At 67.3% G+C, this 20021-nt stretch carries 19 protein-coding genes; 14 read left to right on the top strand and 5 right to left on the bottom strand.

The annotated features are described in order from the left end of the window. Positions 1–51 precede the first annotated feature (51 nt). The 9 genes from HBE63_RS25530 (at position 52) to HBE63_RS25570 (ending at position 8568) form a co-directional block, all read left to right on the top strand. A complete protein-coding gene (locus HBE63_RS25530; RefSeq protein WP_166907355.1) occupies positions 52–924 on the top strand; it encodes a DUF1707 domain-containing protein in 873 nt (290 codons plus the stop codon). Positions 925–1133: 209 nt separating this feature from the next. Then, positions 1134–1679, top strand: a complete 546-nt coding sequence (locus HBE63_RS25535) for a PadR family transcriptional regulator (protein ID WP_055120968.1) — start codon at positions 1134–1136, stop codon at positions 1677–1679. A 57-nt stretch (positions 1680–1736) separates the two neighbouring features. After that, the gene (locus HBE63_RS25540) at positions 1737–2828 is read left to right on the top strand and encodes an inositol-3-phosphate synthase (RefSeq protein ID WP_166907356.1); all 1092 of its coding nucleotides are present in this window, start codon (positions 1737–1739) and stop codon (positions 2826–2828) included. Between the two features lie 90 nt (positions 2829–2918). Then, on the top strand, positions 2919–3821 hold the full coding sequence (locus HBE63_RS25545) for an alpha/beta fold hydrolase (protein ID WP_166907358.1): 903 nt from the start codon (positions 2919–2921) through the stop codon (positions 3819–3821). A gap of 38 nt (positions 3822–3859) precedes the next feature. Continuing rightward, positions 3860–4690, top strand: a complete 831-nt coding sequence (locus tag HBE63_RS25550; RefSeq protein WP_166907359.1) for an LLM class F420-dependent oxidoreductase — start codon at positions 3860–3862, stop codon at positions 4688–4690. Positions 4691–4788: 98 nt separating this feature from the next. Next, positions 4789–5454 (top strand): GntR family transcriptional regulator, encoded by a 666-nt coding sequence (locus HBE63_RS25555; RefSeq protein ID WP_166907360.1) that lies wholly within the window; start codon positions 4789–4791, stop codon positions 5452–5454. A 45-nt stretch (positions 5455–5499) separates the two neighbouring features. Next, the gene (locus HBE63_RS25560; protein WP_166907361.1) at positions 5500–7272 is read left to right on the top strand and encodes an ABC transporter substrate-binding protein/permease; all 1773 of its coding nucleotides are present in this window, start codon (positions 5500–5502) and stop codon (positions 7270–7272) included. Beyond that, entirely contained in the window at positions 7272–8009 is a 738-nt protein-coding gene (locus tag HBE63_RS25565) for an amino acid ABC transporter ATP-binding protein (protein WP_166907363.1), read from the top strand. The genes HBE63_RS25560 and HBE63_RS25565 overlap by 1 nt, the downstream gene beginning before the upstream one ends. A gap of 76 nt (positions 8010–8085) precedes the next feature. Further along, on the top strand, positions 8086–8568 hold the full coding sequence (locus HBE63_RS25570; protein ID WP_166907364.1) for a MarR family winged helix-turn-helix transcriptional regulator: 483 nt from the start codon (positions 8086–8088) through the stop codon (positions 8566–8568). Between the two features lie 5 nt (positions 8569–8573). Here the strand turns inward: HBE63_RS25570 and HBE63_RS25575 are convergent, their stop codons facing one another. Then, a complete protein-coding gene (locus HBE63_RS25575) occupies positions 8574–9914 on the bottom strand; it encodes an amylo-alpha-1,6-glucosidase (protein WP_166907365.1) in 1341 nt (446 codons plus the stop codon). 77 nt (positions 9915–9991) lie between these two features. Between HBE63_RS25575 and HBE63_RS25580 the strand changes: the two genes are divergently transcribed. Next, on the top strand, positions 9992–10675 hold the full coding sequence (locus tag HBE63_RS25580; protein WP_166907366.1) for an SDR family oxidoreductase: 684 nt from the start codon (positions 9992–9994) through the stop codon (positions 10673–10675). 50 nt (positions 10676–10725) lie between these two features. Here HBE63_RS25580 and leuS read toward each other — a convergent pair whose 3' ends face one another. Beyond that, positions 10726–13590 (bottom strand): leucine--tRNA ligase, encoded by a 2865-nt coding sequence (leuS, locus tag HBE63_RS25585; protein ID WP_166907368.1) that lies wholly within the window; start codon positions 13588–13590, stop codon positions 10726–10728. Between the two features lie 211 nt (positions 13591–13801). Here leuS and HBE63_RS25590 point away from each other — a divergent pair, with 211 nt between their 5' ends. Together HBE63_RS25590 and HBE63_RS25595 are read left to right on the top strand one after the other, a co-directional pair. After that, a complete protein-coding gene (locus HBE63_RS25590) occupies positions 13802–14713 on the top strand; it encodes an LpqN/LpqT family lipoprotein (RefSeq protein WP_166910205.1) in 912 nt (303 codons plus the stop codon). Positions 14714–14771: 58 nt separating this feature from the next. Further along, entirely contained in the window at positions 14772–15122 is a 351-nt protein-coding gene (locus HBE63_RS25595) for a hypothetical protein (protein ID WP_166907370.1), read from the top strand. Between the two features lie 18 nt (positions 15123–15140). Here HBE63_RS25595 and HBE63_RS25600 read toward each other — a convergent pair whose 3' ends face one another. Continuing rightward, positions 15141–15746, bottom strand: coding sequence for a YqgE/AlgH family protein (locus HBE63_RS25600; RefSeq protein WP_166907372.1), 606 nt, complete (start codon positions 15744–15746; stop codon positions 15141–15143). A 136-nt stretch (positions 15747–15882) separates the two neighbouring features. Between HBE63_RS25600 and HBE63_RS25605 the strand changes: the two genes are divergently transcribed. Both HBE63_RS25605 and HBE63_RS25610 read left to right on the top strand, forming a co-directional pair. Beyond that, a complete protein-coding gene (locus HBE63_RS25605) occupies positions 15883–17118 on the top strand; it encodes an MFS transporter (protein ID WP_371814817.1) in 1236 nt (411 codons plus the stop codon). A 22-nt stretch (positions 17119–17140) separates the two neighbouring features. Then, on the top strand, positions 17141–17917 hold the full coding sequence (locus HBE63_RS25610) for a TIGR03084 family metal-binding protein (RefSeq protein WP_166907376.1): 777 nt from the start codon (positions 17141–17143) through the stop codon (positions 17915–17917). A gap of 80 nt (positions 17918–17997) precedes the next feature. On the opposite strand, the gene HBE63_RS25615 is transcribed toward HBE63_RS25610, so the two are convergent. Then, entirely contained in the window at positions 17998–18483 is a 486-nt protein-coding gene (locus HBE63_RS25615) for a pullulanase (RefSeq protein ID WP_166907378.1), read from the bottom strand. Between the two features lie 18 nt (positions 18484–18501). Next, a complete protein-coding gene (locus HBE63_RS25620) occupies positions 18502–19971 on the bottom strand; it encodes a CCA tRNA nucleotidyltransferase (RefSeq protein ID WP_166907380.1) in 1470 nt (489 codons plus the stop codon). Between the last annotated feature and the right edge of the window lie 50 nt (positions 19972–20021).

The raw sequence follows: 20021 nt of genomic DNA on the forward strand, positions 1-20021 counted from the left end.
ACCCCCTCGACACCGAGGCGCGACCGCGTCACACCTCCTACGATCATCGGCGTGGCAACTCGGCAGACCTCGACCACCAGGGCCAAAGACAGCGATCGCGACGACACCTGCAAGGTGCTCGACAACGCGCTCGGCGAGGGCCAGTTGTCCATGGAAGAACACCGCCAACGGGTGTCGGCGGCCACCACCGCCACGACCCTGGGAGACCTGGCCCGCCTGGTCGATGATCTGCAGAACTCCAACGCGTCGGTGCAGATGCCGACGCTGACCGAGCCCCGCCTGCCCCGCATTCGTAAGCCCGCCGGTTCCGGGTGGGGGCTGCGGCTGGCCTCGGCCGCCGTACTTGTGGTGCTCGGCATCGGCATCGGCTGGGGCCTGTACGGAAACACCTCCTCACCACTGAGTTTCAACCCCGACCCAGGGGCGGTGCCGGACGGCGTCGACCCGGTGGTGCTGACCCCGCCGACACAGCTGCAATCGCTCAACGGGGTCAAGGGCCTGTTCGAGCAGATGCGCAAGAAGTTCGGCAACACCAGCGGCTTCGAACTGCACATCGATCCGGACTCGGCCCTGTTGTATCGCCCGGATCCGCAGGACAGCCGCAAGAAGGTCTACTACCGGTACACCGGTGGCTGGGGCGACCCGAGCTCAGATCCGCGGAGCATCGACAAAGAAGATCGCCTCGTCGACCTGGCGGCTTTCGATTACGAAAAGGCGCTCGGTGTCATGCGGGGCGCGCCCGACACACTCAACACCAAACGTGCCGACGTGAAGAGCACGTGGCTGCGCATCACACCATCCGAGGATCCCTCGACCCCTGAGGCCATCAACATCGCGGTCATCGTCAGCAGCGACTTCGGCGGCGGGAACATCGACCTCTACCCCGACGGCACCGTCAAGGGGATGTACCGCAACAACGGGTGAACCGGGCTCCGGCCCGCCCGGAGCCGACCTTCGTTGCCCTCTGCACCGCTCGCGTCACTCTGGCGTGACACGCGTGCCCGGCAGCCGCTCCAGCGCGACAATCGACGGCATTCACTTGGCACCAAATATATCGGCGCGATACAGTTTGGCGAGGTGTTGATCCGTCGTAGCGATCAATCCCATCTGATCTGTCGAAAGGGGTGTTCTCGATGCTGGAGCTCGCAGTCCTGGGTCTTCTTCTCGAGTCACCCATGCACGGCTATGAGCTGCGCAAGCGATTGACGGGTCTGTTGGGGGCATTCAGGGCGTTCTCGTACGGGTCGCTCTATCCGGCACTACGTCGCATGCAGGCCGACGGCCTGATCGTCGAGGACGCCGCACCCTTGGGACCGACCAAGGTGCGCCGCGCTCGGCGCGTGTATCAGCTGACGGATGCCGGCAAGCAGCGATTCACCGAGTTGGTCGCCGACACGGGGCCACAGAACTTCTCTGACGACGGGTTCGGTGTCCACCTCGCCTTCTTCAACCGCACCCCGGCCGAGGCCCGGATGCGAATCCTGGAGGGGCGGCGCCGTCAGGTGGAGGAACGTCGGGAAGGTCTGCGGGAAGCCGTGGCGCGGGCCAGCAGTTCATTCGACCGCTACACCCGTCAGCTGCACCAGCTGGGCCTGGAGTCCAGCGAACGAGAAGTGAAATGGCTCAACGAGTTGATCGCGGCCGAACGTACGGCACAGGGGCGCTCGGAAAACATATGAGCACAGACCCGCACAAGGCCCCAGGCCGAGCACACAGAACGAGTAAGGAGATCGTCCATGTCTGAGCACGCAGGAGAAATCCGGGTCGCCATTGTCGGCGTCGGTAACTGCGCATCGTCCCTGGTCCAGGGCGTGCAGTACTACCACAACGCCGACGAGAACACGACTGTGCCGGGCCTGATGCACGTGAAGTTCGGCCCCTACCACGTGCGTGACGTGAAGTTCGTCGCCGCGTTCGACGTGGACGCCAAGAAGGTCGGCTTCGACCTGTCCGAGGCCATCTTCGCCTCCGAGAACAACACGATCAAGATCGCCGACGTGCCGCCGACCAACGTGACCGTGCAGCGCGGCCCGACGCTCGACGGCATCGGCAAGTACTACGCCGACACCATCGAGATCTCCGACTTCGAGCCGGTCGACGTGGTCAAGGCGCTCAAGGACGCCAAGGTCGACGTGCTGGTCTCCTACCTGCCGGTGGGCTCCGAAGAGGCCGACAAGTTCTACGCCCAGTGCTGCATCGACGCCGGCGTGGCCTTCGTCAACGCGCTTCCGGTGTTCATCGCCTCCGACCCGGTGTGGGCCAAGAAGTTCGAGGACGCCGGTGTCCCGATCGTCGGCGACGACATCAAGAGCCAGGTCGGCGCGACCATCACCCACCGCGTGATGGCCAAGCTGTTCGAGGACCGCGGCGTCACGCTGGACCGCACCTACCAGCTCAACGTCGGCGGCAACATGGACTTCCTGAACATGCTGGAGCGCTCACGCCTGGAGTCCAAGAAGGTCTCCAAGACCCAGGCCGTCACCTCCAACCTGACCGGCTCACTGGCCGGCAAGGTCGAGGACAAGAACGTCCACATCGGCCCGTCCGACCACGTCGCGTGGCTCGACGACCGCAAGTGGGCCTATGTGCGCCTGGAAGGCCGCGCCTTCGGTGACGTGCCGCTGAACCTGGAGTACAAGCTCGAGGTCTGGGACTCGCCGAACTCGGCCGGCGTGATCATCGACGCGGTGCGCGCCGCCAAGATCGCCAAGGACCGCGGCATCGGCGGCCCCATCGAGGCAGCGTCTGCCTACCTGATGAAGAGCCCGCCGAAGCAGATCGCCGATGACGTCGCCCGCATCGAGCTGGAGACCTTCATCGAGGGCTGACCCTCGTCGTTTTCACTCTGCGCCCAGGGCGTGTGCTTCTCGCACAACCACGCCCTGGGCGCAGAGTCGTTTCCGGGTTAGGGTCCCGGGGTGGCCAAGCCCCAGATCTCCGATGACGACCTGCTCACGCTCGACGAGTTCGGCCTCCTCGACGAGAACGCCGAACAGATCGGTGCCAGTGGCCCACTGCCGCCGGTCGAGCGCATCGAGCAGGGGCCGATCAGCGCGCTGAAGTTCGGCACCGCCACCCCACGCATCGTGTTCCTGCACGGCGGCGGCCAGAACGCCCACACCTGGGACACCGTCATCCTCGGACTCGGCGAGCCGGCCCTGGCGGTGGATCTGCCCGGCCACGGCCGTTCGGCGTGGCGGGAGGACGGCGACTACGGCCCGAAACTGAATGCGGCAAGCCTGATTCCGGTTCTGGAAACCCACGCCCCTGACCCGCGACTGGTGGTCGGGATGTCGCTGGGTGGATTGACCGCACTGCGGATCGCGGCAACCGAGCCCCGGCTGGTACCCGAACTCGCACTGGTCGACGTCACGCCGTCGGCACCCGAGCGTCACAACGAGATGACCAAGGCGCAGATGGGCACCGTCGCCCTGGTGCAGGAGAACCGCACCTTCCCGACGTTTCGGGCCATGCTCGACGTGACCGTCGCCGCCGCGCCACATCGGGACCGGAATTCGTTGCGGCGCGGTGTGTTCCACAACTCCAAGCAGCTTGAGGACGGCACCTGGACGTGGCGGTACGACACGTTCCGCAAGGGTGACGGGTTTGACGGGTTGTGGGACGACGTCCCGGCGATCACCATGCCCACCACCTTGATCCGCGGCGCCAACTCGTATTTCGTCAACGACGAAGACGCCGAGACGTTCGCAAATAACGCACCGGGCTTTCAGCGCACCCACGTTGTCGCCGACTCCGGCCACTCCGTGCAGGGCGATCAGCCGGCGAAGCTGGTAGAGCTCCTGCGCGGTCTGCTGGGCTGACCCGGCGGGAAAGTCCGAACCTCGACCACCCGATTCGCGTGAGTAGGCTCGGAAAAGTGAGCCATCCCATCCGCATCGGCGTACAACTGCAGCCGCAGCACTCCCCCACCTACAGCCACATCCGCGACGCAGTGCGCCGCTGTGAGGACATCGGCGTCGACATCGCCTTCAACTGGGATCACTTCTTCCCGCTCTACGGCGATCCCGAGGGTGCGCACTACGAATGCTGGACCATGCTCGGCGCCTGGGCCGAGCAGACCTCGCGCATCGAGATCGGCGCACTGGTCAGCTGCAACTCCTACCGCAACCCCGAACTACTGGCCGACATGGCCCGCACCGTCGACCACATCTCCGACGGTCGGCTCATTCTTGGTATCGGAAGTGGTTGGAAACAAAAGGATTACGACGAGTACGGGTACGAGTTCGGCACCGCGGGCAGCCGCCTGGACGATCTGGCCGAAGCGCTGCCGCGGATCGAGGCCCGGCTGGCCAAGCTCAACCCGGCGCCCACCCGCGAGATCCCGATCCTCATCGGTGGTCAGGGCGAACGCAAGACCTTGCGCCTCGTGGCCGAGCACGCCCACATCTGGCACGCATTCGTCGACCACACCACCTATCCGGGCAAGGCCGCGGTGCTCGCCGAGCACTGCGCCACGACAGGCCGCGACCCGTCGACTGTGCAGCGCTCGGCAGGCGTACAGGAGTCCGGGGGGATCGACGCCATGCTCGCCGAGGCCGACGCACTGGCCGATCTGGGGGTCAGCATCCTGACCGTGGGGGTCAACGGGCCGGACTACGACCTGACCGGCGCCGAGGCCCTCTGCCGCTGGCGCGACGACCGGGCGCGCAAAGGTCAGCGGATGAGCTGAGGCTACTTGCGCCACCCTTTACAGCCACCCGTGAGAAACTTGCGAAACGCAAACGCACGGGGGGTGTGCGTCCCGACAAAAAGGGGGAGTTAAAAAGGGTGCCCAAAAACTACGGGGTCAAGGAGAAAGATCAGGTTGTCACTCACATCATCAATCTGGTGATGACGGGCAAGCTGCGTTCCGGTGACCGCATCGACCGCAACGAGATCGTCCGTGACCTCGGGCTGAGCCGCGTCCCCATCCAGGAGGCGGTGGTGCAGCTCGAGCACGACGGAATCCTCTCGACGCGATATCACCGCGGCGCGTTCGTCTCCCGCTTCGACGAGGCCACCGTTGCCGAGCACCACGAGCTGTACGGGATTCTGAACGGCATCGCCTCGGCCCGCTGCGCCACCAACCCGACTCCGCGCATCGTCGCGCATCTCGATGACACGTTGCGCGTGATGCGTTCAGCAAAGGACACCAAGACCTTCCAAGAGGCGTGCTGGGTGTTCCGCGACTCGATCAACGACGAGTACGCCGGGCCGCGGCTGCACGCCACCATCCGCGCCGGGAAGAGCTTTGCGCCCTCGGAATTCTGGATCAGCTACCCGAAGGCCAAGGCCGAATTTCTCGCCGGCTACGAGGATGAAGCCGCCGCCATCAACGCCCGCGATCCCGGGGCGGCCCGCATGGCCTGCACCGAGCGGGCCGACAAGATGGCGCAGATCATGATCGGGGAGCTCACCCGGCGCGGGGTCTTCGGCGACTTGCGGTCCCCTTGAGCGGAATCCCTCATCACCGGGCGCCCGCCCACTAGGTTGCATCAAATGGACGCCAGACGATCGGCCGCGCTGCTGACCACGGTCCTGATGCTGTTCGGGCTGGTCTTTGCAGCACCCGCCGGGGCGGACGTCGACCAGTGCGCACCGCCCGGCGTGGACAGCGCCAGCGCACTGCCCACCAACCTGGCTGCCGCCGCCACGGGACCCGGCGCCGACAAGTACACCACCGCCACCGTCGTGCCCCTGGACACGATCCGGCCCGAGAACCTCGGCCTGGGCACCCCCGGCGTCCTCACCGTCGGGACGCTGTCGGACGCGCCGCCCAGCATCTGCATCAACTCGGCCGGACAGTTCACCGGTTTCGACAATGAGCTGCTACGCGCCATCGCCGACAAGCTCGGCCTGCGCATCAAATTCGTCGGCACCGACTTCTCCGGTCTGTTGGCCCAGACCGCCTCCCGGCGCTTCGACGTGGCCTCCTCGTCGATCACCACCACCGACGCCCGGCGGCGCACCGTCGGCTTCACCAACGGCTACGACTTCGGCTACTTCTCGCTCGTGGTGCCCAGCGGTTCACCGATCACGGGCTTCGGCCAGCTCGCCGCCGGACAGCGCATCGGCGTGGTGCAGGGCACCGTGCAAGAGGCTTACGTCATCGACACGCTGCACCTGCAGCCGGTGAAATTCCCCGACTACAACACCGTCTACGCCAGCCTCAAGACTCGCCAGATCGACGCCTGGGTGGCACCCTCACAACAGGCCTCGGGCACGGTGCAGCCCGGCGACCCGGCGCAGATCATCGAAAACACCTTCAGCCTGGACAATTTCGTGGCGTGGGCGGTGGCCAAGGAGAACCAGCCGCTGATCGATGCGCTGAACTCCGGACTGGATGCCGTCATTGCAGACGGGACGTGGGCCCAGCTTTATTCCGACTGGGTCCCGCGGGCACTGCCGCCCGGCTGGAAACCTGGCTCCAAGGCCGCGCCCGTTCCCGAGCTGCCCGATTTCGCCGCGATCGCCGCCGCCAAGGAAAAACCCGCCGCCGGGGGTCCGGTGGCAGCGAAATCGACACTCGCGCAACTGGCGGACTCGTTCCTCGACTGGGATCTCTACAAGCAGGCGGTCCCCGACCTGCTGCGCACCGGCCTGCCCAACACGCTCATCCTGACCGTGTGCGCCAGCGTCATCGGACTCGTGCTCGGGATGGTCCTGGCCGTGGCGGGCATCTCGCGGTCGCGGTGGTTGCGTTGGCCGGCCCGCGTGTACACCGACATCTTCCGCGGCCTACCCGAGGTGGTGATCATCCTGCTGATCGGACTGGGTATCGGCCCCATCGTCGGATCGCTCACCGGTAACAGCCCCTACCCGCTGGGCATCGCCGCGCTCGGGCTGATGGCAGCGGCCTACGTCGGGGAGATCTTCCGCTCGGGCATCCAGAGCATCGAGCCCGGCCAGCTGGAAGCCTCACGCGCCCTGGGCTTCAGCTACGCCTCGTCGATGCGCCTGGTCGTCGTTCCGCAGGGCATCCGGCGGGTGCTGCCCGCGCTGATGAACCAGTTCATCTCGCTACTGAAGGCCTCGTCGCTGGTGTACTTCCTCGGTCTGGTCGCCAGCCAGCGCGAACTGTTCCAGGTGGGCCGAGATCTCAACGCGCAGACCGGGAATCTGTCACCACTGGTCGCGGCCGGGCTGTTCTACCTGCTGCTCACCATCCCGCTGACCCACCTGGTCAACTTCGTCGACAACCGGCTGCGCAGGGGCCGCCCCCCGGCCGAGGAGGATCCCCTGCCCGCGGCGACCAACCAGGAGATGATCTGATGTCGGCACCTCAGCCAGTCGCGCTGGCCGCCAAGGACATTCAACTGTCTTTCGGGCCGAACACGGTGCTGCGCGGGGTGGACCTGGACGTGCCTGCCGGTACGACGACGGCAATCATCGGCCCGTCGGGATCCGGAAAATCGACGCTGCTGCGCACCCTCAACCGTCTGTACGAACCCGACCGCGGCGACATCCTGCTCGATGGACGGTCGGTGCTCACCGACAATCCCGACCAGCTGCGCCAGCGCATCGGCATGGTGTTCCAGCAGTTCAACCTGTTCCCGCACAAGACCGTGCTCGACAACGTCACCTTGGGCCCGCGAAAGCTCAAGCGGCTCAGCGCCGAGCATGCCCGCACCGTGGGGCTGGAGCAGCTGGATCGAGTTGGCTTGCGGCACAAGGCGGATGTACGTCCGATAACCCTGTCGGGCGGCCAGCAGCAGCGCGTGGCGATCGCACGCGCGCTCGCCATGGCCCCGCAGGTGATGTTCTTCGACGAGGCCACCTCCGCGCTGGACCCGGAGCTGGTCAAGGGAATTCTGGAGTTGATCGCCGACCTCGCCGCCGAGGGGATGACCATCCTGACGGTCACCCACGAGATGGGCTTCGCCCGTTCCACCGCCGACTCGGTGGTGTTCATGGATTACGGCAAGGTGGTCGAGTCGGGTACCCCCGACCAGATCTTCGAAGCGGCCGAGACAGATCGGCTGCGCCGCTTCCTGTCCCAAGTGCTGTGAGTGTGCCGTGAAACCCCTGGGTCAAACGCAACAAGCTGACAACCTGACAGCTTCAGACAGGTTAGACTAGCGAATTATGGTAGAGCCCGATCCGCAGGTCACTGAGCTGGCCGGAGAGTTGCAGCGCGTACTCTCCAAGGTTTTCTCGGTGCTGCGCCGCGGCGACACCCATAAGGGGACTGCCGGAGAGCTCACGCTGGCCCAGCTCTCGATCCTGCTCACCCTGCTCGACCAGGGCCCGATCCGGATGACCGAACTGGCCGCCCGTGAGCGCGTGCGCACCCCCACCACCACCGTGGCGATCCGCCGGCTGGAGAAGTTGGGGCTGGTCAAGCGGTCCCGCGACCCTTCGGACCTGCGTGCCGTGCTCGTGGAGGTCACCCCACGCGGCCTGGTTCAGCACCGCGAATCGCTGGCCGCCCGTCGGGCCGATCTCGCCGCCCGGCTGGCCAACCTGAGCCCAGATGACCTCGCCACCCTCGCCACCGCATTGGCCCCGCTGGAGCGGCTGACGGTCCAGAACGAGCGAACCCAGGCTGCCCACGCCAAGTCCGAGTAGCCGGGTCATCCCAACCAGTCCAACACCGCAGCCGCGGTCCACGACTGCTGCATGCTGCCCAGCGGCTCGCCGGTGAACGGTTCGTAGTACTCGGCGAAAGTCCCGTCGCTGGCCTGACGCAACCCTTCCCGGCGCAGCGTCGAGGCCCGCTCGGCCCAGCCCCGCCGGGCGAAGCACCACGAGAACAGCCACGTCATCACCGGCCACACCGGGCCGCGCCAGTATTCGCGCGACCGGAAGTCCCGCGACACCGGCGACGTCGACGGGATGAGCCCGTACTTCAGATCCGGATGCCCGCAGAACCGCGGGCCTTCCAGCAGTCTGAGCAGGGCCCGTTCGCGCTCGTGCGGCAGCCCGCCGCACAGCAGCGGGGAGAACTGCGCGACGGTCTCGGTGGCCACCCACTTCTTCGCTCGGACATCGTAATCCCTTGCTGCACCGCTGCGTTCGTCAGCGGTCTCGACGACGCCGACCCGGAAGCGCTCCGCCCACGAGTAGAGGTCACGGACATCGGAAAGCGGGCGCTTGTAGTCTTCCCCGATCTCGGCGAGCACCTGGCAGGCCACCGAGAAGATCGCCGAGACGAACACGTCCTCGACCGCGAAGCTCATCACCTTCGACAGCAGATCATCGTCGTAGCGAACGGATTTCATCTCCTCGAGCAGCCACAGGTACCGGTCATACTCGAGGTCGCTGGGCCGCTGCGTTGCGTCGGTGATGATGGCGTTGTCCTCGCGCTGATACTCCGGCACATTGCCGGGAATCACGTTGGCGTAGGAGCTGTCCCAGCGCGGCGAATTGTCCATGCCGGACTCCCACCCGTGATACAGCGTGATGCGGCCGCGGCTGTCCTGATCGCGCGACTCGGCCAGCCAGCGATGCCAGCGCACCAGGTCGGCCCACCGTCGATCGAGGAATGTCTCGGCCACCGCGCGGGTGGACCGACCCCGGCTGCGGGCGTGGTCGAGGATGCGCTGGACCGCGATCGCATGCACGGGCGGCTGTGTGATGCCCGAGGTGTGCCGGACCCGCGGCGCGTTGGCGGCCAGCGCCGAGGTGGCCCACCGGGCCGGGCCCGGAAAGTAGCCGTCGACGCCGTTGGCGAACACGATGTGCGGGATCATCCCGTTGCGCCACTGCGCCGAGAGCAGGGTGTCGAGCTCCACCACGGCGCGCTCCACACTCAGCGGGGCCAGGCCGATCGCCACGAATGCCGCATCCCAGCTCCACATGTGCGGATACAGCAACGGCGCGGCAGTGGTCATCACACCCAGGTCGTTGCCGCGCAGCAGGTAGGCGGCGCGCGCGGCGAGCTGGGTGGGAGCGAAGCTGGGATCCGGTGGCATCCCTACCATGATGCGACGTTGCGCCCCGGTCCGCAGGTCGGCCCCGTCGCATCGGGCGTCACAGTAACGTTGCAGTCGTGCCGACTGCATTGATCACCGGAGCCGCCGGCGGCATCGGCTCGGCCATCGCCGCCGCCCTTGCTCCCACTCACACCCTGCTCCTGGCCGGGCGCCCCTCGGCCCGCCTCGATGCGCTGGCCGAACGTCTGGGCGCGCCGACCTGGCCGCTGGACCTGACCGACGCCGATTCGATCGAATCGGCCACCGAGGTCCTCGCCGAACTCGACGTGCTCGTGCACAACGCCGGCGTCCTCTACCCCGGCCGGGTCTCCGAATCCATCGCCGAACAGTGGCGGGCATCCTTCGAGGTGAACGTCACCGGCGCGGTGGCACTCACCCTGGCCCTACTGCCCGCCCTGCGCGCCGCCCGTGGGCATGTGGTTTTCATCAATTCCGGTGCTGGACAAAAGGTTTCGCCGGGTATGGCGTCCTACTCGGCAAGCAAGTTCGCGCTGCGGGCCTTCGCCGACTCACTGCGTGCCGACGAACCGTCGCTGCGGGTCACCTCGATCTTCCCCGGGCGCACCGACTCCGAGATGCAGCGCGACCTGGTGGCCTATGAAAGCGCGGTGACCGACGTGGCCAGTGATTACGACCCGGCGAAGTTCCTGAAACCCGACACGGTCGCCGGGCTGGTGGCAACCGCCGTCACCACCCCGCCTGACGGGCACGTCCACGAAATCGTGGTCCGCCCCGGGTGATTTGGGTGCGTACAGCGGCGGTGGGCGCCGCCGAACGCACCCAAATCGCTCTAGACGACGAGGTTGACCAACCGTCCCGGCACGACGATGACCTTTTTGGGCGTGGCGCCGTCCAGGAAGGCCTGCACCTTCTCGTCGGCCAGCGCCGCAGCTTCCAGCGCCGCCTTGTCTGCGTCGGCGGCCACCGTGATCTTGCCGCGCACCTTGCCGTTGACCTGAACGGGGAACTCGATGGTGTCGTCCACCAGGTACTGCGGATCGGCCACCGGGAACGGCCCGTGCGCCAGTGAGATGTCGTGGCCCAACCGCTTCCACAACTCCTCGGCCAGGTGCGGCGCCAACGGGGCCACCATGAGCACCAGCGGCTCGATCGCGGCGCGCGCCGACACCCCCTCCTTGGTGAGGTGGTTGGTGTACTCGATCAGCTTGGCCGCGGCCGTGTTGTTACGAAGCGCCGCATAGTCTTCCGTCACCCCCACGATGGTGCGGTGCAGGATCTTGAGCGTGTCGGTGTCGAGTGCCTCATGCGCGGCGACCCGCACCGCGCCCGTCGACTCGTCGACCACCGCGCGCCAGACCCGCTGCAGGAAGCGGTGCGCACCGACGACATCCTTGGTGGCCCACGGACGCGAAGCCTCCAGCGGACCCATCGACATCTCGTAGACCCGAAGGGTGTCGGCGCCGTACTCATCGCAGATCTCGTCGGGTGAGACGGAGTTCTTCAAGCTCTTGCCGATCTTGCCGAACTCCTGGTTGACCTCGATCTCACCTTCAGGGGCCGGCCAGAAGAACGCGCCCTCACGTTCTATGACCTCCGCCGCCGGGACATAGCTGCCGCGGGAGTCGGTGTAGGCGAAGGCCTGGATATAGCCCTGGTTGACCAGACGGCGGTACGGCTCGCTCGAGCTGACATGGCCGAGGTCGAACAGCACCTTGTGCCAGAACCGCGCGTACAGCAGGTGCAGTACCGCATGCTCGACACCGCCGACGTACAGGTCGACCCCGCCCGGATCGTTCGGCCCGTGCTCGGCCGGCCGCGGGCCCATCCAGTACGCCTCGTTTTCCTTGGCGCACAGCTCTTCCGAATTGTGCGGGTCGGTGTAACGCAGCTCGTACCAGGAGCTTCCCGCCCACTGCGGCATCACGTTGGTGTCGCGGGTATAGGTCTGCAGGCCGTCACCGAGATCCAGCTCGACGTGCACCCATTCGGTGGCCTTGCCCAGTGGCGGCGACGGTTCGCTGTCGGCATCGTCGGGGTCGAACGACACCGGCGCGTAGTCCGGGATATCCGGAAGTTCCACCGGCAGAGCTGATTCCGGTAGTGGGTGGGCGCGCCCCTCGGCGTCATAGACGATCGGGAACGGCTCACCCCAGTACCGCTGCCGGGCGAACAGCCAGTCCCGCAGCTTGTACTCGATCCGGGCCCGGCCGCGGCCGTCGGCCTCCAGGTGTTCGATGACGGCCTGCTTGGCCTCGGCCACCGACAACCCGTTCAGGTAGTCGGAGTTGACCATCGCGCCGTCGCCGTTGTAGGCGGCCTCGGAGATGTCGCCGCCGGTGACCACCTCGACGATCGGTAGGCCGAACTGGGTGGCGAAGTCCCAGTCCCGCTGGTCACCACCGGGCACCGCCATGATGGCGCCGGTCCCGTATCCGGCCAGCACGTAATCGGCGATGAAGACCGGAACCTGTGCTCCGTTAACCGGATTGGTGGCGTGCGCGCCGAGGAACACGCCGGTCTTGGTCTTGTTCTCCTGGCGCTCCAGATCCGACTTGGCGGCGATCCCGGCACGGTAGGCGGCCACGGCCTCGGCCGGAGTCGCCGCACCGAAGGTCCACCGTGAATCGGTGCCCTCGGGCCAGGACTCGGCCGCCAGCGCGTCCACCAGATCGTGCTCGGGAGCCAGCACCAGATAGGTGGCACCGAACAGGGTGTCCGGGCGGGTGGTGAACACCTCGACATCGCCCGCCGCGGTGCCGAACTCCACCGATGCACCGGTGGAGCGGCCGATCCAGTTGCGCTGCATGGCCTTGACCTTGTCTGGCCATTCCAGCAACTCCAGGTCGTCGAGCAGCCGGTCTGAGTAGGCGGTAATACGCATCATCCACTGCCGCAAGTGCTTCCGGAACACCGGGAAGTTGCCGCGGTCGCTGCGGCCGTCGGCGGTGACTTCCTCGTTGGCCAGCACGGTGCCCAGGCCTGGGCACCAGTTCACCATCGAATCGGCGTGGTACACCAACCGATAGCTGTCCACCACATCGGCGCGCTCGGCTGCCGACAGCCCGCCCCATGTCCGACCGTCGTCGAGAGTCCGTGCCCCGGACTCGAATTCGGCCACCAGCTCGGTGATGGGCCGGGCCTTCTTGGCCACGGTGTCGAACCAGGCGTTGTAGATCTGCAGGAAGATCCACTGTGTCCACTTGTAGAAGTCCACATCGGTGGTCGCGAAGCTGCGCCGCGAGTCGTGGCCCAGACCCAGCCGACCCAGCTGCCGACGGAAGTTGACGATGTTGGCCTCGGTACGGATGCGCGGGTGCGTCCCGGTCTGCACGGCGTACTGCTCGGCCGGCAGTCCGAACGCGTCGAAGCCCAGCGCGTGCAGCACGTTGCGGCCCGTCATGCGGTAGAACCGGGCGTAGACGTCGGTGGCGATGTAGCCCAGCGGGTGCCCGACGTGCAGACCGTCGCCGGACGGGTACGGGAACATGTCCTGTACGAACATCTTGTCGGCAGGCAGCGGCGAGCCGTCCGCCGGTGCCAGCGAGCCCACCGGATTGGCCACATTGAAAGTCCCCAGCGCGTGCCACCGCTCCTGCCAGGTGTGCTCGATCTGACCCGCCAGTTCCGCGGTGTAACGGTGGTGCGGGGAGTCCTCTGACTGCCCTGACTGGGAGGTGGTGGCGGGTTCGATCACGCCGTTCAGGGTATAAGGCCACGGTTTGAGCAGCTCACCGCCCGTCTTTCGACGGCGAAGGCCACAGGTTGGTATCGGTTGCATCGCGGCCCTGTCAGGGGTTGGTTCCAGGTCGGTTGAGGTGCTGGTGGCCGACCGTGATCGCTGGATAGTCTCGGCCCCTAGTGGATGAGGTCCCCAGGTGGGGGCACGGTTGCGGGAGGCACAAGCGATGATCGAGTTGACCCGCCGGTGGCGGGTGCTGGCAGCGGGCACGGCCGTCGGCGTGGCCGGGGTTGTCGGTTTCGCCGGTCAAACCGCCTCGGCCGAACCCCTGCTTCCGGTTCCCAGCGTCCCCGGCCCGGTGACAGTGACCCAGACCGTCACGGCCGCCCCCGCCGCGGCACCGGCGGCTCCCCTGGCTCCGGCCGTGCCCGGCGCCCCCGCCGCCGCTGCCCCCGCCGCTCCGGTCAATGCGGTACCAGCGGTCGCCGCGACCGCCCCGCCGGCCCAGACCATCAACCCGGCCTCCTCGGGCACCCTTGCCGATTTCTTCAAGAGCAAGGGCGTGAAGATGGAGCCTCAGGTCAGCCACGACTTCAAGGCGCTCAGCATCGTCCTGCCACTGCCGTCGGGCTGGACCAAAGTGCCCGATCCCAACGTTCCCGACGCCTTCGCGGTGATCGCCGACCGCTCCAGCACCGACCTCTACACCCCCAACGCACAGGTCGTGGTCTACAAGCTCGTCGGCAATTTCGACCCGGTCGAAGCCGCCAGCCACGGCTACGTCGACACCCAGCAGCTGCAGAACTGGCGCCCCACCGACATGGCCATGGGTGACTTCAACGGCTTCCCGTCGGCATTCATCGAAGGTAGCTACCTGTCCGGTAGCCAGATGCTCAACACGTCACGCAGGCACATCCTTGCCACCGCGGGCCCCGACCATTACCTGGTGTCCTTGTCGGTGAACTCCTCGGCCGCCAACCAGGGTGTTTCCGCGGCTGCCGACGCCGCCGACGCGATCGTGTCCGGGTTCAAGGTCAGCGCGCCGGCCGCGGCGGCTCCCCCGCCGCCAGCTACCCCGGCCCCGGCCGCAGCCGCGCCGCAGCCGGGTTTGCCCCAGCTCCTGGGCCTGCAGGGCTGAAGTACCGGACCCCGCCCCGACCTCGCAATACCGACCGGCGCCTCGTATTGTGTGGCGCATGCTGATCGCCGCGCTGCTGTGCTTGAGCGCCGCCGTCATCGTCGGTGTGCTCGGGCTGTGGTTGTTGACCAGGCCTCGCACCGGTGATCCCGTGCGCTCGGTTCTGAGGGCTGTGGCCCCGACCCAACTGGCCGCCGCGGTGATGCTCGCCGCGGGTGGTGCCGCCGCCCTGGCCGCCGCGCCCCACACCGGCCTGATGGTCGTCATGGTGTGCATCATCGGCGCCGTCGCCACGGTCGCCGCCGGCTGCTGGCAGAGCGCCAAGGCGGTCGCCGCGGCCGAGGCAGGCACCGGCTCGGCAGCGGACTGCGCCGGCTCGTGCGCCAGCTGCACGTTGTCTTGTAAGTGACGGCCTGCAAGTACGGGGCTAGTTGCGGCTGACGTCGATCGGATGGGTGGCCAACAGCGACATCGGCAGCGGCTGACGACGCAGTACCCGACCCCAAAGATCGATGCGGGGCTCGATCAGCACGTCCGACGGCAGCGCCGACAGCACGATCCAATCGTCCCGCTCGATCTCACCGTCCAATTGGCCGATGGTCCAGCCGGAGTATCCGGCGAAGATCCGCACACCCTCGATGATCGGGGCCAGGTAGTCCGGGTCGGCGTCGAGATCGACCATCACCACGCGGCCCTGCACGTGCCGCAGTCCGGGCACACCGTCAGCCTGCATGCCGACCCGCAACGTCGCCAGGCACAGCGCCGAGTCCCGCTTGACCGGCCCGCCGATGAACATCGTCTTGGGTTTGGTGGTGAGCTTCGCCCACTGCGGCAGCACGTTGTAGACCGCCGTCTCGCTCGGCCGGTTCAACACCACGCCGAGGGTGCCGCCCGCGTTGTGCTCGACGATGTAGATGACGCTGCGCCGGAAGGTCGGCTCGAGCAGATCGGTATTGGCCAGCAGCAGCGTGCCCGGCCGTACCCGCTGCGCTGCAGGCGCGATGAAATCCTCCGGGTCTTCTGACTGCGCCACGCCTACATAATGGCACCGCGATTGCCGAGACGTGGCGAACAAGCCCGGGCGCGGTCGGATTTCGGCGCAGCTTTGTACTGTTGATCGGGTGGTTCATGTTCGCGCCCCCCGTGCCCTCTGGGACTCGTTGCGTGGCATGACCGAATTCCGCCGGCTGCTGGAACTGCGCGCAGTCAGCCAGTTCGCCGACGGCCTGTTCCAGGCGGGGCTGGCCGGGGCGATCCTGTTCAACCCGGAGCGGCAAGCCGAGCCATGGCAGATCGCCATGGCGTTCGCAGTGATGTTCCTGCCGTACTCGGTGCTCGGCCCGTTCGCCGGGGCGCTGCTGGACCGCTGGGACCGGCGCCTGGTGCTCATCGGCGCCAATGTGGGGCGGCTGCTCGTGGTGCTGGTGGTCGGTGCTCTGCTGTCCTTCGGTGTCGGCGACGTGCCGATCCTGTGCTGTGCCCTGATCGTCAACGGGTTCACCCGGTTCGTCTCGTCGGGTCTGTCGGCCTCGCTGCCCGATGTGGTGCCGCAAGACCGGATCGTCACGATGAACTCGGTCGCCACCGCGATCGGCTCGCTGGCGGCCTTCCTCGGCGCGGACTTCATGCTGCTGCCGCGCAAGCTGTTCGGTGCCGACGACACCGGCGCCTCGGTGGTCATGTTCATCGTGGCGCTCCCGGTGGCGCTCGCGTTGTGGCTGTCGGTGCGCTTCGGTCCGCACGTGCTGGGACCGCACGAGAGCAAACGCGCCATCCACGGCTCGGTCGCCTACGCGGTGTCCACCGGCTGGGTGCACGGCGCCCGCACGGTGTGGGCCGTGCGGCCCGTCGCGGGAACCCTGGCCGGGCTTGCCGCACACCGGATGGCGTTCGGGATCAACTCGCTGCTGGTGCTGGTGATCGTCCGGCACACCGACAACCCCGATGTGACCGGGCTGGGCCTGGGTAGCGCGGTGCTGTTCATGGCGTTCGGGGGTATCGGACAGTTCGCGGCGACGGTGGCGGCCCCGGCAGTGATCGCCCGGTTCGGACGCTATGCGACGGCCAACGGCGCCCTCAGCCTCGCCGTGGTGATTCAGCTGGTGGCCATCGGGCTGCATGTCCCGGTGATGCTGGCGTGTGGGCTCCTGCTCGGCGCGGCCGGACAGCTGGTGAAGCTCTGCGCGGACTCGGCGATGCAGATCGACGTCGACGACGCCTTGCGCGGTCACGTGTTCACCGTGCAGGACGCGCTGTTCTGGATCTCGTTCGTCGCGGCCATCGCGGCGGCGGCCGCGGTGATCCCCGCCGATGGATACTCACCCGGCCTGGTGGCCGCCGGGGCCGTGGCCTATCTGGTCGGGCTCGGACTGCACGCCGCGGTGGCATCTCCGAAGCGGGCCTGATCGCCGGTCTAGGCTGGCCGCCATGGTGAGCGCCGGGCCGATCGTGGCCGACCTGTCCGCCGAGAGCGACGAACTCGATGCCCTGGTGGCGGACCTGCCGCCCGAGCGCTGGGCCACCGCCACCCCGGCCGAGGGTTGGACCATCGCCCATCAGATCGCCCACCTCTTGTGGACCGACCGGGTGTCGGTCATCGCCATCACCGACCAGGCCGGCTTCGACGCCGTCCTCGCCGAGGCGATGCAGAACCCGACCGGGTTCGTCGACGCCGCGGCCGAAGAACTCGCACTCACGCCACCCGAGCAGTTGCTCGCTGATTGGCGCGAGACCCGCACGAGATTGCACACCGAACTCGTGAACGTCGCCGACGGCCGCAAGCTGCCCTGGTTCGGGCCGCCGATGAGCGCGACGTCGATGGCCACCGCCCGCATGATGGAGACCTGGGCACATGGTCTCGATGTCGCCGACGCGCTCGAGGTACATCGGCCCGCCACCGCACGGCTGCGTTCGATCGCCCACATCGGGGTGCGCACAAGGGATTTCGCGTTCACCGTGCACGGGCTGACACCGCCGGCCGCGCCGTTCCGGGTCGAGCTGCACGCGCCCGACGGCTCGCTGTGGGAATGGGGACCGGACGACGCGCCGCAGCGTGTGACGGGATTGGCCGAAGATTTCTGCATGCTGGTGACCCAGCGCCGGGCGCCCGCCGAACTCGACGTGACCGCGGTGGGCGACGACGCGGCCGCGTGGCTGACGATTGCGCAGGCTTTCGCCGGGCCGCCGGGCGCCGGACGGGGCTGAGCCGCCGACTAGCGAAATTCGATTCTGCGCTCAGGGCGCGGAAGTTCGAGAGACCCACGCCCTCACCGCAGAGTCGGCGCTCACGACACCGAGTCGGCGCGGCCATCCCCGTCGGTGTCGGCCAGCTTCATGTCCCAACGGCCGTCCCCGTCGGTGTCGACGTGCGCCAGCTCCCCGGTCAGTACCCGATCGGCCAGGCCGTCCCCGTCAACGTCGATCAGCCGGTCGTCGGCTGCGCCGTCACCGTCGAAATCCACCAGCGGCCCGCCGGCGGCCTGCTCGACCCCGTCGAGCCCGAACCAGCGCACCTGCCCGGACCGGTCCACACTCACCGCCCAGGTGCCCGAACCATCGTCGGAGAAGTAGGCCGGATCCTCGGGGTGGTCCCGGACCAGGTGATCGGCAACACCGTCACCGTCGAAATCAGCCATCACATCGTCGATCCGACCGTCCCCGTCGACATCCAGCCCGATGCCGTCGAGGCTGCCGTCACCGTCCACATCCACATCGGGCACACCGGTGAAGATCGTTGCGGTCCCGTCCGGGTCACCCAGGCAATAGTCCATGACTGATCAGACGCACGATCAGCTCCTGGCGTTCCACCATTTCAGCAATTCGTCGATCGCCTGCTCGCGGGACAACGGCCCGTGATCGAGCCGCAGCTCCTTGAGGTGCTTCCAGGCCTCGCCGACCTGGGGGCCCGCCGGGATCCCGAGGATCTCCATGATCTCGTTGCCGTCGAGATCCGGCCGCACCCGCTGCAGGTCCTCCTTGGTCGCCAGTTCGGCGATCCGGTTCTCCAGATCGTCGTAGTTGGCCTGCAGCCGTGCGGCGCGGCGCTTGTTCCGCGTCGTGCAGTCGGCCCGGACCAGCTTGTGCAGCCGGCTCAGCAGCGGACCCGCATCGGTGACATACCGCCGCACAGCCGAGTCGGTCCACTTCCCCGTGCCCTTGTCGTCGGCGTAGCCGTGGAACCGCAGATGCAGGTACACCAGCTGCGACACGTCGTCGATCATCTGCTTGGAGTACTTGAGCGCCCGCAACCGCTTGCGGGCCATCTTCGCGCCGACCACCTCGTGGTGGTGAAAGCTCACGCCGCCGTCGGATTCGTGCTTGCGCGTCCCCGGCTTGCCGATGTCGTGCAGCAATGCGGCCCAACGCAATACGAGATCCGGGCCCTCGTCTTCGAGATCCACTGCCTGCCGCAACACCGTCAGCGAATGCCAGTACACGTCCTTGTGCTGATGGTGTTCGTCGATGGCCATCCGCATCTCGCCGACCTCGGGTAGCACCACCTCACCGAGCCCGGTCTGCACCATCAGATCGACCCCGGCCACCGGATCGGCACCGAGCAGCAGCTTGTCGAGTTCAGCCGCCACCCGCTCGACAGTGATGCGCTGCAATTGCGGCGCCATCTCCAGCAGCGCCTCCAGCACCCGCGGTGCCACCCCGAACCCGAGCTGCGAAACAAACCGGGCCGCGCGCAACATCCGTAGCGGATCGTCCCCGAACGACACCTCCGGCGCCGACGGGGTGTCGAGCACCTTGGCCTGCACCGCCGCCAAACCGCCCAGGGGATCGTGGAATTCGGCCGGACCGTCGGCCGTGATGCGCACCGCCATGGCGTTCACGGTGAAGTCGCGGCGCACCAGGTCGTCAGCGAGGTTGTCGCCGAACTCCACCGTCGGATTCCGCGACACCTGGTCATAACTGTCAGCCCGGAACGTGGTGATCTCAAGGCGGTGCTCCACCCCGCCCACCCGCTTGCCCACACCGATCGTGCCGAACGCGATCCCCGTATCCCACAGCGCATCGGCCCACGGCCGCAGGAACGTCAGCATCTGCTCTGGACGGGCATCGGTGGTGAAATCGAGATCACTGTCATCGGTGAGCCGGCCCAGCAGCGCATCGCGCACACTCCCGCCGACCAGATACAGCTCGTGGCCCGCTGCAGCGAACGCCGCACCGAGCGCGCGCAGCACCTCGGCGCGGTGGTTCAGCGCGACCAGCGCGCCGGCCAGCAATTCGGCATCAGTAACAACAGCGTCGGACACGTTCGATGAGCCTAATGCTCGCGGTGTGGTCACAACCGGCGAGTGCGGCA

This window comes from Mycobacterium sp. DL440 (assembly GCF_011745145.1).
In the GTDB taxonomy this organism is placed as follows: Bacteria; Actinomycetota; Actinomycetes; order Mycobacteriales; family Mycobacteriaceae; genus Mycobacterium.

Bases quoted from the DNA above. Each gene is read 5' to 3' on its own strand.
- HBE63_RS25535 (WP_055120968.1), top strand. From the start codon at position 1,134: ATGCTGGAGCTCGCAGTCCTGGGTCTTCTTCTCGAGTCACCCATGCAC.
- HBE63_RS25540 (WP_166907356.1), top strand. From the start codon at position 1,737: ATGTCTGAGCACGCAGGAGAAATCCGGGTCGCCATTGTCGGCGTCGGT.
- HBE63_RS25560 (WP_166907361.1), top strand. From the start codon at position 5,500: ATGGACGCCAGACGATCGGCCGCGCTGCTGACCACGGTCCTGATGCTG.
- HBE63_RS25565 (WP_166907363.1), top strand. From the start codon at position 7,272: ATGTCGGCACCTCAGCCAGTCGCGCTGGCCGCCAAGGACATTCAACTG.
- HBE63_RS25570 (WP_166907364.1), top strand. From the start codon at position 8,086: ATGGTAGAGCCCGATCCGCAGGTCACTGAGCTGGCCGGAGAGTTGCAG.
- HBE63_RS25575 (WP_166907365.1), bottom strand. From the start codon at position 9,914: ATGCCACCGGATCCCAGCTTCGCTCCCACCCAGCTCGCCGCGCGCGCC.
- HBE63_RS25590 (WP_166910205.1), top strand. From the start codon at position 13,802: ATGATCGAGTTGACCCGCCGGTGGCGGGTGCTGGCAGCGGGCACGGCC.
- HBE63_RS25595 (WP_166907370.1), top strand. From the start codon at position 14,772: ATGCTGATCGCCGCGCTGCTGTGCTTGAGCGCCGCCGTCATCGTCGGT.
- HBE63_RS25605 (WP_371814817.1), top strand. From the start codon at position 15,883: ATGACCGAATTCCGCCGGCTGCTGGAACTGCGCGCAGTCAGCCAGTTC.
- HBE63_RS25610 (WP_166907376.1), top strand. From the start codon at position 17,141: ATGGTGAGCGCCGGGCCGATCGTGGCCGACCTGTCCGCCGAGAGCGAC.
- HBE63_RS25615 (WP_166907378.1), bottom strand. From the start codon at position 18,483: ATGGACTATTGCCTGGGTGACCCGGACGGGACCGCAACGATCTTCACC.